Below are 14263 nucleotides of genomic sequence, written 5' to 3' on the forward strand. Positions count from 1 at the left end.
AGAGGCAGAGATGAAACCCCTGAACATTGTGCTTGTTGAACCCGAGATCCCCCAGAACACGGGCAACGTTGCCCGCACGTGCGCGTGCACGGGCTCGGTGCTGCATCTGGTAGAGCCGATGGGCTTCCGCCTGACGCAGCGCAACCTGCAGCGTGCGGGCTGCGACTACTGGGACGATGTCGAAATCGTGCAGTGGCCCTGCGCGGAGGCGTTCTTCGAGGTGCATGGGGAAGACGAGCTGCACCTGTTCACAGGACACGTGGAGCGCAACTATGCCGATGTGGCCTACGGTGAGGGTGCGTTTCTCCTGTTCGGGCGTGAGAGTCGAGGGCTTGACGAGGCCGTGATCGAACGCTATCTCGATGCGTGCGTCCGCATCCCCATGCGCGAGAACGAGCGCAGCTTGAACCTCTCGAACGCCGTGGCCATCGCAACCTACGAAGCCCTCCGTCAACAATCCTGGCCGAACGTGAGCTAAGCCTTATTAATCAGCAGCACGCGTTAATAAGCGTGCTCACTCAGATTCTCCGCGTCGGCGCATGGCGGCCCGAACGGGTTTGTGCCCTTGGGCGGCGGTGTTTGCACGTCGCATTGACGTCTGCATCCTAAGGTTGCTTGCGGTTTGATACAATGCACCAAACTGCCCGATTGCATCGTTGACACGCGGAGGTACGGCATGGCGAATCCATGGCGCAAAGCGCTCTCATCATTCTTGTCTATCGTGCTCGTTGCGGGGCTTCTGCCCTGCGCGTCGTTCTACGGTTCGGCATGGGCAAGCGAAGCCGAAGGTTCGCCAGATGCTGATGCTGCCCAGGTTGCGGAAGCTTCGTCGGCCGCTGACGCCGCTCAAGCCTCCGAGTCGTCGCAGCTTGCAACTGCGGCGCAAACTGCAGATTCAACGCAACCTGCGGACTCAACGCAGCTCGCCACCGCCGCGCAATCCGCAACCGAGACGCTGCCGTTCGGTAACACTATCTCCGCGGCAGGTGAGAATCATTCAGCTGCTATCACCCAGAATGGGGAGCTTTGGACCTGGGGTCGTAACTCGGAATTTCAACTCGGATATTCGTCGAGCGATGAGAAAAACTCTTACCTGAACAAGCTTATGGACGATGTTGCAAGCGTTGCTCTCGGTACGAATTTTTCGGCTGCTGTCAAAAAAAACGGGGAGCTTTGGACGTGGGGTTGGAACTATAAGGGCGTGGTCGGCAACGAGGGCGGTACCGATGGATTCGCTCCAGCAAAGCTCATGGACGATGTCGTCAGCGTTTCGCTCGGTTATTTGCATGCCGCCGCCATCAAGCGCGACGGATCGCTTTGGACGTGGGGCGACAATTCACATGGCGAGTTGGGCAACGGGACGACTAACGACAGCGCCAACTATGAGCCAAAAAAGATAATGGACGATGTCGTTGCTGTTTCTTTGGGCATTGGCTATTCCGCCGCGATCAAGCGCGATGGGTCGCTCTGGATGTGGGGTGACAATTCGTATGGACAGTTCGGAAACGGTACGACTGAGGGCAGCACCGTTCCCGTCAAGGTTATGGACGGCGTTTCTGCCGTGTCGCTCGGAGGGTCTCATACGGGGGTCATCATGACAGATGGGTCACTTTTGACCTGGGGATGCAATGATGATGGGCAGTTGGGGAATGGAACGACCGAGGATAGCAGCGTCCCTGTCAAGGTGATGGACGACGTAGCTTCGATATCGTTCGGCGGACCTAACTCCTCAGCAGTCAAGAAAGACGGTACGTTGTGGGTGTGGGGTGAAGGCAGGTACAACCAAGTTGGAGCGTCTTATTGGGACCAGGTTAAGCCCGTACAATACCTCGAAGGGGTTGTCTGCGCTTCGGTGGGCTACAACCATACTGCCGCCCTCAAGCAGGATGGCACGCTTTGGACGTGGGGCTGCAACAATTACGGACAACTCGGCTACGTGACCATAGAACAACAGTGGACACCTTACCAAGTCATGGACAAAGTTGCCTTTTCTGCGGGTTCATCTGCCACCGACCCGTCCGAAACGATTCCCTCGGACCCCTTCACGGCAAGCGCTTGGTTTAAGGCTTCGGGGGGCGATGGTGAAGCTGCGACTGTAGTGAACTGGGACGACGCTTGGTTCAACACCTCTTCGTACACGTACAACCACGATCTTGCCACCACTGCCGCCGTGCTCGCTGCTGCGGCTTACGACGAATCGTTCGTGAAAAAGACGTTGCGGGAACAGCTTGGCTTCAACGCGTTCGATTCGGTGGAATATCACCCCGCAGGGAAAGACTACAACGGCGACTACGACCAGGTCGGCTTCTCCATCGAGACGCGCATGACCTCGAACGGCGTACCGATCATCGCCGTCATCGTGCGCGGCACGCCCGGCAACGGCGAGTGGCTCAGCAACCTCAATGTCGCCGACACGCTGCAAAATAACGATCAGGAAACGCACGAGGGCTTCAAAGCGGGGGCGCTGCAGGTGCTTCGGGCCCTGCGCAGTTACGTGTACGACAACGGCATCGACCTCGATAAAGCGCGCGTGCTCATCGCGGGCCACAGCCGGGGCGCTGCGGTGTCGAACATCCTCGGCGCCCGTCTTGACGATGGGTTGGCGACCGACGCGGGGACGCTCTCGCCCGACAACGTCTACACTTTCACGTTCGAGTCGCCCAATGCCACGCTCGCAAGCAACCGCAGCGATGCCAAGTACGGCAACATCTTCAACATCGTGAACCCCGAGGACGTCGTCATCAAGGTGCCGCTTGGCGAATGGGGCTACGGCCGCTACGGCAGGGATCTGGCCCTGCCTTCCAGGTCGAACACGCGTAGGGGCGACTACAAGGCGCAGCTGGCAAAGATGAACACGTATTTCGAGCGCTTCAGCGATGGGGAAAAGTACCGAGGCTACCTCACCGGCTCCGTTACCGCTTCGTCGATTTCGACGGAGATGGCGATGCTCGCTCGATCGACCTGGTGGTACTACCATAACCGTCTGACTGGGGTAACGCCGCATGAGGTGTTCACGAGCCTCGTGAAGGCGGCCATCATGGGTTCTGCCGACAACGGCGACTACGCCATTTTGTACGCAGCGATGATGATTCCTCAGTACAAGCTCTTGTTCACGGCTATTTTCGGCACGGGGGCGCTCAACGGGGCGTTCATCACGGGCAAGGGCGTGGTGCACGGGCATACGCAGGAAACCTACGTGGCGTGGATGAAAAGCGAAGAGGCGGAGCTTGGCGAGTTCCCCGAGATATTCGCCCGCATGAACTACCGTTTGCTGCTCGTTGCCTGCCCGGTCGACGTTAAGGCTTACGACGCCGAGGGCAATCTCGTCGCATCGATTTCCAATGATGAGATGGACGAGACCCTGATAGAAGAGGGTCTTCCCGCTGCAGTGACGTCCGACGGGGTCAAGATGATCGACATTCCCGCTGGTGAGGGCTACCGCGTCGAGGTCACTGCGACCGACGGCGGCGAGATGGACGTGACCCTCGAGGAACGCGATGTCCTAAGTAGCGATCCTGTCAGCGTGAAGAGCTATCAGGGGGTCGCTATCGAGGAAGGCGATGCGTTCTCGCTCGACGTGTCCTCCCAGGATGCCCCCGTCGATTGCGTGCTCGTGGACGACTCGACTGGGGAGGAGGCCAAGGCTTCCTCCGTCGCGTCGGGCTCGGATTTGGAAGAAGCGACGGTGTCCGTTTCCGCTGAAGGAGGGGGCGACGTTTGGGGCGGCGGCACGGTAGTCGCTGGCGGCAAAATCGCAATCCACGCTCGCGCATCGGAAGGCAGCGTGTTCATCGGATGGCAGCGCGAGGGCGCGTCGGGCGAGCGGGAAGCGGTCGCCGGCGGCGCCGATATCGAGGTGCGCGCGTCCGAAGACGTGACGTACGTCGCTCAGTTCGCGAGCATTTCGTCTGAGTTCCCCGACGTCGACTATGCCGAGTGGTACGCCGAGGGAGTGTCGTTCTGCTCCGCAAAGGGCCTTATCACCGGCTATGCGGAAGGTCCCGACGCCGGCTTGTTCGGTGTGGGCAGGCCCCTCACGCGCGCGCAGTTCGCCATGATCCTCTGGCGCGCGGCCGACCCCGAGGCTGCCGCAGCGTGCAAGCCTGCCGACACGCCCAACACCACAGGCATGGACGATGTCGAGTCCTTTACGTGGTACACCGGCGCTGCTAACTGGGCTGTTGCCAACCAGGTGATCAATGGCTTCGACAACCGCGACGGCACGTTCAGCTTCAAGCCCGATGAGCCGGTGACCGCCGAGCAAGTTGCCAAGATCTTCTGCAACTATGCGAATGGGGGCCAGGCAGGCGATTCGGCGGCCTTGGGCGACTTGACCGATAGCGATGCCATATCCAATTGGGCAGTGGGTTCGGTTGCCTGGGCTAAGGAATCCGGTCTTGTCAGTGGCTACGACAACCACGATGGGACCTACACGTTCGCGCCCGCCGAGAGCACCTCTCGCGAGCGCGCCGCGACCCTGATCATGAAGGCGTATCGACAGGGGATTTTGAAGTAGTGCGAAGTCGACGCCTGCGCTTGTGCTCGGATCGGCGCAGGCGTCGCGCCATGACTGCCGCTCGGCGCCGGTGCCTGTTTTAGGGCGGGCGCCGGCGCTCTGGATTCTCGTGCCCGCAAGCGCAACGCCTCGCTTTCCCGTCTGCGCACTTTTCGCGCAGGGGAGGGAGGTTCGCGCTTTGCGGGCTTTCCCTTGCGCTACACTTATGACCCATGTCGTCACAATATCTTGTCTACATAGTCTGCTCGGTCCTGAGCTTCGTGCCCGCCATCGTCTTTCACGAGGTGGCGCACGGGTTTGCCGCATACAAGCTTGGGGATCCCACGGCAAAGCGCGCGGGGCGTCTGTCGCTTAACCCGCTCAAGCACGTCGACCCGTTCGGCACGGTCATCCTGCCTCTGTGCATGCTCGCGATGAACGGTCCCGTGTTCGGCTATGCGAAGCCGGTGCCTTACAACCCGTCTTACTTTAAGAATCCCAAAACAGGCGACGTCATCGTCGGCCTTGCCGGACCTGCAGCGAACCTTGCGATGGCCGCCCTTGCCGGCGCTGTGGCCTGGGCTCTCTACGGTCAGGCTCCTGCGCTCGTCGCGCAAAGCGAGGCGTTCGCGTACTTCTATCTCATGTTCCTGCCCATGTTCGCCCTCATCAATCTCTACCTGCTCTTTTTCAACCTGCTGCCGGTCCCGCCGCTCGACGGCTCGTCGGTGCTCGCGCTTTTCATCCCGAAAAAGCACATGCACAAGTACTACCGCGTGCAGCAGTACGCGATGCCCGTGTTCATGATCGTCCTTATCATTCTTCCCTACGTTTTGCACGTGAACCCCGTCGGCGTTTATCTCGACGTTACGGCGGGCAATGTGGCCAATCTGCTGTTCCCGTTCAAGGTCTCCTAGGGGGGGGGCGAAGCTGTGTCGTACAAAGTTCGCACCGCAAGCTTCGAGGGCCCGTTCGACCTTCTGCTGTACCTGGTGAGCAGGCAGAAAGTCGATATCGGTGCCATCTCGATCACCGAGATCGCCGACCAGTACCTCGCCGAGGTAACGCGCATGAAAAACCTCGACCTCGACGTGGCAAGCGACTTTCTGCTCGTGGCGTCGACGCTGCTCGAAATCAAGGCGCAAAGCCTCATCCCGCAGGACACGCCCGAAATCGACGACGACATAGCGGAGCTTTCGCCTAGCGAGGCGCGCGATATCCTGGTCGAGCGCCTGCTTGCCTACAAGCAGTACAAGAACGCGGGCGCCGCCCTCCATGCGCGGTTCATCTCAGAAGGCCGCATGCATACGCGTCCGTTCGGGCCCGATGCGTGTTTTCTGAACCTCATGCCGGACTACCTAAAAGACGTCACGCTCGATAGCCTTGCGCTCACCTGCGCCCGTGCGCTGGCCCGACGCGATGTTTTCCTATTGGAAAGCGAGCATATCGCCGCAAAGCCCATTCCCGTCGAGACGCACGTGCGGGCCATCCACCAGCGCATCGTCAACCGCGGGCATCTGCGGTTTTCCGACTTGGTCGACGAGCGTACGCCGACGCCGGTCGTTGTCGTGACGTTCCTCGCGGTGCTCGAGCTCTACAAGCGCTCCATGGTGAAGATCAACCAAGACGAGCTGTTCGGCGATATCTCGATCGACTACATCGAAGGGTCGGGCGAGCTTGACCTGACGGGCGAAGACGCGCTCACGTCGGTGGGCGAGGAGGAGTAACCATGTTCGAAGGTTTGCAGAAAGACCAGCTCGCAGGCGCAATCGAGGCAATGCTGTTCGTGACCGACGAGCCGGTGGGCACCATCGCACTCGCCGATATGCTCGAAGTCGACCCCGCCGACGTCGAGGGCGCCCTCGTGGGGCTTCGCGATAAGCTCGAGGCCGAAAACCGCGGCATCCAGCTGCGCGAGGTGGCGGGCGGTTGGCGGCTGTACACGCATCCCGCCTACCACGAGCTCATCGAGAAGTACGTCCTTTCCTGGGACACCCGCAAGCTCTCCCAGGCCGCCATGGAGACGCTCGCGATTGTGGCATATTCCCAGCCCACGACGCGCGCCCAGGTGGCGAGCGTGCGCGGCGTGAACTCCGACAGCTCGATCAACTCCCTGGTGGAAAAAGGCCTCGTGCGCGAAGCGGGGGTTGCGGATACTCCAGGGAACCCGACGCTTTACGCCACGACGCGCGCGTTTTTGGAGAAGTTCGGCCTTCGCTCCACCGCCGATCTGCCCGACCTTTCCGAGTTCGCGCCTGACGATTCCACGCGCACGCTTATTCGCGAGCGGCTTTCCGCAGCTCACGAAGCAAGCGGCACCGCGCTCAAACGCGACGAGGGCGATGTGCTCGACCGCATCGCCTACGATGACGACGAGGGCGAAATGAGCGGGGCTGTCGCGGGCGAGGCGCTTGTGGGGCATACGGCACCTGAGTCGCTGTTCTCGCAGGATCAGGCTTATCGCTCAACTAACCAGCGCGATGAAGCGGATGAAGACGGCGGCGCGGATGACTATTCCCATGCCGAAGACGACTCTGCCCAGGAAATGCTCCGTCAGGCCATGGCCCAGGGTTTCGGCGTGGTCGACAAGATCGACTTCGACGAGCTTACGTTCGAAACGGATGACGAGTAGCCATGATGCGCCTTCAGAAGTTTTTAGCTCGCGCGGGTGTTGCGTCGCGGCGCCATGCGGAGGAGCTTATCGTCGCTGGACGCGTCACGGTGAACGGACAGCCTGCTGAACTGGGATGTTCCGTCGATCCCGACGCTGATGAAATTCGCGTTGATGGAGGGTCGCCCGTGCGTCTTGCCGAGGGCGAGGTCACGATCATGCTCCACAAGCCCGCCGGTTACGTCACCACGATGGATGACCCCCAAGGTCGCGCCACGGTGGCCGACCTCGTTCCCGCCGATCGGTTTCTGGGGCTCTTTCCCGTGGGGCGCCTCGATCGCGACACGACGGGCCTCCTTCTCTTCACGACCGACGGCGAGCTGGGAAATGCTCTTCTGCATCCGCGTCGCCACGTGGAGAAACGCTACCTCGCATTGGTGGAAGGGACGCCGGATACGCAGGCGCTTTCGAGGCTGCGTGGCGGCGTGCGCCTTTCCGACGGCATGACGCTTCCAGCGCGTGCGGAGCTTTTGCGCGGCAGCGCGGCGCGTGAGGCGGCGCTTGCAATCGGCACTGGCAAGGGGGCGGGCGGCATCGACGCTTCGCACACGGGAAAGCGCGCCCGTGCAGTCCGCGAGAAGACGGGAAGCTATGTGCTCGTCGGTTTGCGCGAGGGCCGCAAGCGGGAGGTTCGCCGCATGCTCGAAGCGGTGGGTCATCCCGTCATCGCGCTTCACCGTTCCTCGTTTGGACCCCTTGAGCTGGGAGATCTTCCCCGTGGCTCATGGCGTGAGCTCACAGATGTGGAAGTGGGCGAACTTAAGGCCGCAACCTGCTCGTAACTGCTAAACTAACGGACTGCTGCTCGGGCGATAAGGATCCGGGCACGCGAGGAAAAGGTATACGCATGTCTGAAGATACAACAAGCAAGGCTCCTCATGGGTTCGACCATATTGTGGTGGTTGGCCTGGGGCTTATCGGTGCATCGCTTGCCGCCGCCATCTCGAAGTCGGACCCCGACATCGAGGTATTCGGTGTCGACGTCGATTCGAGAACCTGCGGCGAGGCCATCTCGCGTGGGTGGGTCTCAAACGCCTGCACTCCCGAAAGCGAGGCGCTCTCCGATTTCGTGAAGGACCGCGCTGACCTCGTCGTTTTGGCGACGCCCGTTGCGGCAGTCGACGATTACCTGCGCCTTCTTGGCGATTGGGATTATCAAGGCGTGATCACCGACACGCTTTCCACGAAAGCCCATATCCTTGCGGCGACGAAAGAGATTCTGCCATATCGTCGCAACTACGTGCCGGGGCATCCTATGGCGGGCTCGGAAAAGAACGGCATCGACGGCGCGCGTCCCGACCTTTTCGAGGGTGCTAACTGGATTCTTTGCCCCGACGTGGATACGCCGCCGGAGCATTTCCAGCGCTTGCACGAGCTCATTACGAGCTTGAGTGCGCGCGTGGTTGCCATAGCGCCTGATGAGCATGATGACTCTATCGCCGTGGTAAGCCATGTTCCGCATATCATCGCGGCTTCGCTCATGCAGCTTGCAAGCCGTCACGCCGACGAGCAGCAGTCGCTCATGCGTCTTGCTGCAGGTGGTTTCAAGGATTCCACACGCATTGCGGCGGGTTCGTCGAAGCTGTGGTGCGGCATCGCGTTCGACAACGCCTGCGCGCTTACGGGCGGTTTACGCGAGATGCAGTCGATTATCGGCGATTTCGCAGACGCGATCGACGCGCACGACCGCGAGGCGACGACGCGTCTTCTCGAGGAAGCGGCGCAGGCCCGACGCGCGCTGCCCGCAGCTTGGGTTCCCTCGACCGATAAGCTTCTCGAGGTTCGCATTCCCATGTCCGATCGAAAGGGTGTGGTCGCGGAAGTCACCACGATTGCGAGCTCCGCGGGCTGCAATATTCAATCGATCGAGATCGACCACATTACCGAAGATCGCGCCGTGCTTTCGCTCGTTTTGACCGACGAGGGCGATGTTGGAAAGCTGTCTGCCCAGCTTATCGGCGCGGGCTTCTCGGTGTCGTTCAATCCGCTCGCCCCGAAGGAGCATGTCCATGTCGACTAACGATCAACCGGTGTCCACTGCACGCAGCGACGCTGCAGTGCCCTGCGCGTCTTCAGACGCCGCGACCGAACAGACAACCCTTATCGAGCCGCTCGCCCGTCCGTTGACGGGTGCGGTTCGCGTTCCCGGCGACAAGTCGATATCGCATCGCTCGGTGCTTTTCTCCGCCATGGCCGAAGGCACTTCGCACGTGTCCGGCGTGCTCGACTCCGCTGACGTGCGCTCTTCCATCGGTGCGGTGCGAGCCTTAGGAGCCGAGGTCAACGTTGAGAAGCAGCCCGACGGAAGCCTTACGGGCGACATCCGCGGGTGGGGAAGTGCGGGGCCTTCACAACCGACGGGTGCCATCGACTGCGGCAACTCGGGCACGACGGTTCGCCTGCTCATGGGCGTGCTTGCGCCGTGGGACATCACCGTCGAGCTCACGGGCGATGCCTCCCTTCGCCGCCGCCCGATGCGCCGCATCGCCGCCCCGCTCGAGATGATGGGCGCCCGGTTTGCCCCAGAAGGCGCGACGACGCTTCCCCTCTCCATCTCGGGAACGCGCGACCTTGCCGCCATCTCATACGACTCGCCAATTGCGTCCGCCCAGCTAAAGACAGCAATCCTGCTTGCCGGCATCTTCGCTTCCGGCACGACGGGCGTCTATGAGCCCGCGCCTTCGCGCAACCACACCGAGCTCATGCTCCCTGGATTCGGCGTCGCCGTCGAATCGGCGCCGGGGGAGGCTTTCGTCCGCGGTGGACAGAGCTTTCACGCCTGCGATGTCGATGTGCCGGGCGATCCCTCCTCGGCGGCGTTCATGGCCTGTGCGGCCGCTCTTCGGCCTGGTAGCTCGATCGATATCGAGAACGTGAGCCTGAACGAGGCGCGCATCGGCTTCGTGCGCGTGCTCGAGCGAATGGGTGCCGCCATTTCTGTGAAGCCGACGGGCAGTGCAGGCGAGGAGCCCTGCGGCACCATCTCGGTTTCCCATGTCGAACATCTGCGCGCGTGCGAGGTTATGGGGCGCGAAATCGCATCGCTCGTCGACGAGATTCCCGTGCTCGCCCTTGTGGCGGCCCACGCCGAAGGCACGACGGTCTTTCACGAGGTGGGGGAGTTGCGCGTGAAGGAAACCGACCGTCTCGCCGCCATCGTGGAGGGGCTTGGCAAGCTCGGTGTACACGCGTGGGCCGAAGGGGACGACCTCCATATTGAAGGTGTGCCGGGCCTTGTCGCGCCCGCCGGGCTCGCATTCGACTCCTTGGGGGATCACCGTTTGGCTATGACCTGGTCGCTTGTTGGTTTTACGGGAACTCACCCCGTGTCTATTCGTGATTTTGAGGCAGTGCGCGTAAGCTATCCGGGCTTTCGCGCCGATATTGAAAGGCTGGCGAAATGATCGTCGCAATCGATGGCCCCTCGGGGGCAGGAAAGTCAACCGTCGCAAAGGCGGCGGCAAAGCAGCTCGGGTTCTCGTGCCTCGACACGGGTGCCATGTATCGAGCTATCGCGTGGAAGGCGCTCGCCGACGGCGTCTCCTTCGATGACGCAGAATCGCTCGGCGCAATCGCTCGCGACAACGAAATCGAGTTCGGGCACGTCGAGGGCGACCCCGTTCCCCGTCGCGTTTTCATCTCCGGCACGGAAGTGACCGACGCCATCCGCACGTCCGAGATCGATCGCGCAGTTGGGCCGGTTGCGGCTGTTCCCGCAGTTCGCGAGGCGCTTGTCGCACAGCAGCAGCGTATCGGCCGCGCGGGCGATTACGTGGTCGAGGGCCGCGATATCGGCACGGTCGTCTTCCCTGAGGCACCCGTGAAGGTGTTTCTCACGGCGAGCGCGGAAGAGCGCGCAACTCGCCGCGTCAAGCAGAACGAAGAGCGCCATGTGGGCTCGACGAACTACGAGGAGGTTCTCGCCGACATCAAGAAGCGGGACGAAATCGATTCCTCTCGCGCGGCGTCGCCTCTCAAGCCAGCGGAAGATGCCGTGCACCTCGATTCCACGGGTAAGACCATCGAGGAGATCATCTCCTTCATCTGCTCACTTGCCGAGCAGGCTCAAAAGTAATTGCGCAATGGCGTCTGACCTGCGGGGTCGGGCGCCATATCGGGTGTCACGGCGCATATTCAAGAGAAAGGGCCGCGCATGAGCGTCTTTTTGCCATACGAGAAGATGTGGGACATGCCCCTTGGCGGCACGTCGACCGAAAAGCAGATTCCTCACTGGTTTGGGAACATCGTCTGGGTTGTCGTCGCCTTCGTTTTCAAGATTTGCTTCCGCTATCGCGTCGATGGGCGCGAGACCCTGCGCGCATTCAACAAGAAATCGGGCGTGCTCCTCGTGGCGAACCACACCTCGTTTCTTGACGTGGCCTGCATGTATATCGCCTGTCGGCCGAGCCAGTGGGTGCGTCTGCTTGGACGCGAGACGCTCTTCGACAACGCGCATGGCCTTGTGGGGCAGATCCTCTCGCGTGTCGGCGCGTTCCCCATCAAGCGCGACGCAGCCGACCGTGTGGCGATCAAGCGCGCGACGCGCAACCTGAAGAACAACGAGCTCGTCGGCATCCTTCCCGAGGGGACGCGCCGTGGTAAGGGCACAAAGACCCCCGAAATCCACTCCGGTGCTGCTTTCATCGCGAAGATGGGCCATGCCCCTATCCTCCCTATGACGGTGCGCAACGCCGAGTATGTGAAGCAGAAGGGCAAGTTCTTCCGCTTCCCGAAAATCACGATGGAGTTTGGATCGCCCCTGCTCGTGAGCGATTTCGACTTCCTTCCCAAGGAAGATCGCCTAGAGGGTTGCACGTGGTATGCGATGCGCGAGTGCTTTGCGCTCTCCCAGCGCGTGCCGCGCGATGAGGTCGACATGGCGGCGCTGTTCCCTGGCGGGCGCGACTTCACGGACGTGTTCGCGGGTCATGCGATCCCCGTGCATACCCCTGAGGAAATCATCGCGGCGAAGGAGTCGAAATGAAGGTGACGCGTGCGAAGTGTGCAGGGGCATGCTATGGCGTCCAGCGCGCGCTCGACATGGCGCTCGATGCCGTATCTGATGGCTCCCATGCGGTCACCCTCGGCCCGCTGATCCACAATCCCCAGGTCGTGGCGCAGCTTGCCGAACGGGGCATCCGCGCTGTCGAAAATCCCGAGCAGGCCGTCGAGGGAAGCGTTATCATCCGCAGCCATGGGGTGACGCCGCAGGTCCGCCGCGAAATCGAGGCGCGCGGGCTTCCTGTGGTCGACGCGACGTGCCCGCATGTCGCCCGTGCTCAAAAGGCGGCGGCCAAGCTCGCTCGCGAGTGCGGGCGCGTCGTCGTAGTGGGAGAGGCTGGCCATCCCGAGGTCGAGGGGCTTGTCGCTTATGCGCGCGAAGCGGGTGGGGAAGTGCACGTCGCCGGGCGGGCCTCGGACGTGCCTGCGAGCCTTGCGGGTAAGGTGGGGGTCGTGGTGCAAACGACCCAGACGCGGGAGGCCTTCGAGGAGGTGCTTGCCGCTCTTCACAGCTGCGGCGTCGAGTGCGTGGTGAAGGACACCGTGTGTCTTGCGACGCGCGAGCGACAAGAATCTGCGGCGGCGCTTGCTCAGAAGGTGGACGCGATGGTTGTCATCGGCGGGCGCAACTCATCGAACACGACGCGTCTTGCCGAGATATGCTCGTCGGTGTGCGGGAATACCCACCATATTGAGCGCGCCAGTGAGCTCGACCCTGCCTGGTTCGAGCGGTGCACCGAGGTCGGCATCACGGCGGGCGCGAGTACGCCCGAAGATCAAATCGCCGCCGTCGAGGCGCGCATCGCCAGCTTGGGGTAGAGCTGAGTCTTTGAGCCTCTAGCCCATTGACCGTCTTGCCCTCTGAACCATCTGGCCCTCTGAACCATCTGGCCCTCTGAACCATCTGGCCCGTCGAAGCGCGCGCTCGTTCGGAAAAGCCCGGACGCGCATCGCAGGTGTCGCCGAGGGTGAACGTGGCGCTTCGTATGCTTGGGGAACACAGAGTGCGGCTCCCCAATGACGGCGGGCGTTTCGAAAACTCGGGAGCAATTGAGGTCGGAATACGCTTGCGCGCTCGGGCGTGGATTCCTGGAAAGTTGAGTGGTTTGAAAAGATACACATCCTAAGAGCGATTTGGGCGCGAATAACGAGATTTCCCACAAGATAGTTCGGAACCTTTACGAACTCTCACGATGAGTGATCACTTGACCTGGTGTTTCTTGTTGAAGACGAGTAGCTAGCTCGCAATAGCCTTCCCGATTGGTGCTCTATCGGTGGGACGCCTCGTTTATTTGCCAGAATCAGCTCTCGCGGCTGTACTTTTCTCGATGATTCGACGAGTGTTCGCCTCGCGAATTCCAATGTCCCCGCATCACTCCTATTCCACAAGATAACCTGCATCAGAAAGTAGCTCGCGCAAATAAGCAGCGTACCCAAGTAAAATCTCCTCTGCGGGGCCTTGCTTCTCCTAGTTGATCGACATCGATTTATCAAGCTCGGCAATGCTGCCGACGCCGCCGGATATAAGAAGCGTCGAGGTGAAAGCTTCCGAGAATCCACATTCGTTCTTTACGACAGACAAAGTGACTTTATTCTTCTTTCTAAGCAGGCCTCCAGCAGCAACGGGACCGACGACCTCGAGAGGATGCAAGGGAGACCGAGGAATAAAGAGGAAACAGAAAGAGCGAGAGCTATTCGAGCAACGAAATATAAAGCTCGATTGACTCGACAATAAAGAAAGCAATCGAGGCCCTTCGGATTAGAGACTGTCGTTCTAATAGTAGTAGTTACTCGACGCCTTGCACGACAACTGTCTTTGATGTGCGGAAGGCGATTATAGTCAAGAACGAGATCGGCAATACCTGTCTGGTCTCCTTTCCTGGGCTTATGGAGGGAATGTGTGCGAGCCCTGAAGGGCGTCCGAAATGCGTTTCCGCAGGTGGTGACGGGAAACAGACCCTCCTCGGCGCCCTTTCCCGGGAAAAAGGCGGGAAAGCCCCTTGACCGCGGAGGGGGGTGCGCGTAATATATCTCCTTGCGCCGCGGACGGAAGGAAGCGGCGGGGCGGGGCTGAGAAGAAGCCCCGGGAACCTTGA

11 protein-coding genes are annotated in these 14263 nt (G+C 61.1%); all 11 read left to right on the plus strand.

Annotation, left to right across the window (positions count from 1 at the left end; translation table 11 throughout):
- Positions 1-10: 10 nt before the first annotated feature.
- The 11 genes from Q0G85_RS07480 (at position 11) to ispH (ending at position 12986) form a co-directional block, all read left to right on the plus strand.
- Positions 11-478, plus strand: a complete 468-nt coding sequence (locus Q0G85_RS07480; RefSeq protein WP_297156267.1) for a tRNA (cytidine(34)-2'-O)-methyltransferase — start codon at positions 11-13, stop codon at positions 476-478.
- Between the two features lie 198 nt (positions 479-676).
- On the plus strand, positions 677-4516 hold the full coding sequence (locus Q0G85_RS07485; RefSeq protein WP_297156269.1) for an S-layer homology domain-containing protein: 3840 nt from the start codon (positions 677-679) through the stop codon (positions 4514-4516).
- 212 nt (positions 4517-4728) lie between these two features.
- Entirely contained in the window at positions 4729-5412 is a 684-nt protein-coding gene (locus Q0G85_RS07490) for a site-2 protease family protein (RefSeq protein WP_297156271.1), read from the plus strand.
- A gap of 15 nt (positions 5413-5427) precedes the next feature.
- Positions 5428-6222, plus strand: a complete 795-nt coding sequence (locus Q0G85_RS07495; RefSeq protein ID WP_297156273.1) for a ScpA family protein — start codon at positions 5428-5430, stop codon at positions 6220-6222.
- A gap of 2 nt (positions 6223-6224) precedes the next feature.
- Positions 6225-7127 carry an SMC-Scp complex subunit ScpB gene (scpB, locus tag Q0G85_RS07500; RefSeq protein ID WP_297156275.1) on the plus strand — a complete coding sequence of 301 codons (903 nt, stop codon included), beginning with the start codon at positions 6225-6227 and terminating at the stop codon, positions 7125-7127.
- Positions 7128-7129: 2 nt separating this feature from the next.
- The gene (locus tag Q0G85_RS07505; RefSeq protein ID WP_297156277.1) at positions 7130-7948 is read left to right on the plus strand and encodes a pseudouridine synthase; all 819 of its coding nucleotides are present in this window, start codon (positions 7130-7132) and stop codon (positions 7946-7948) included.
- 65 nt (positions 7949-8013) lie between these two features.
- Positions 8014-9186, plus strand: coding sequence for a prephenate dehydrogenase/arogenate dehydrogenase family protein (locus Q0G85_RS07510; protein ID WP_297156279.1), 1173 nt, complete (start codon positions 8014-8016; stop codon positions 9184-9186).
- Complete coding sequence (gene aroA / locus Q0G85_RS07515) at positions 9176-10570, plus strand: 3-phosphoshikimate 1-carboxyvinyltransferase (protein WP_297156281.1); 1395 nt, start codon at positions 9176-9178, stop codon at positions 10568-10570. Before Q0G85_RS07510 ends, aroA begins: the two co-directional genes overlap by 11 nt.
- Positions 10567-11241, plus strand: a complete 675-nt coding sequence (cmk, locus tag Q0G85_RS07520) for a (d)CMP kinase (protein WP_297156283.1) — start codon at positions 10567-10569, stop codon at positions 11239-11241. Before aroA ends, cmk begins: the two co-directional genes overlap by 4 nt.
- 78 nt (positions 11242-11319) lie before the next feature.
- Positions 11320-12150 (plus strand): 1-acyl-sn-glycerol-3-phosphate acyltransferase, encoded by an 831-nt coding sequence (locus Q0G85_RS07525; RefSeq protein WP_297156285.1) that lies wholly within the window; start codon positions 11320-11322, stop codon positions 12148-12150.
- Entirely contained in the window at positions 12147-12986 is an 840-nt protein-coding gene (gene ispH / locus Q0G85_RS07530; protein WP_297156288.1) for a 4-hydroxy-3-methylbut-2-enyl diphosphate reductase, read from the plus strand. Before Q0G85_RS07525 ends, ispH begins: the two co-directional genes overlap by 4 nt.
- The last annotated feature ends 1277 nt before the right edge of the window (positions 12987-14263 follow it).

This window comes from uncultured Ellagibacter sp., assembly GCF_934617235.1.
Taxonomy (GTDB): domain Bacteria; phylum Actinomycetota; class Coriobacteriia; order Coriobacteriales; family Eggerthellaceae; genus Ellagibacter.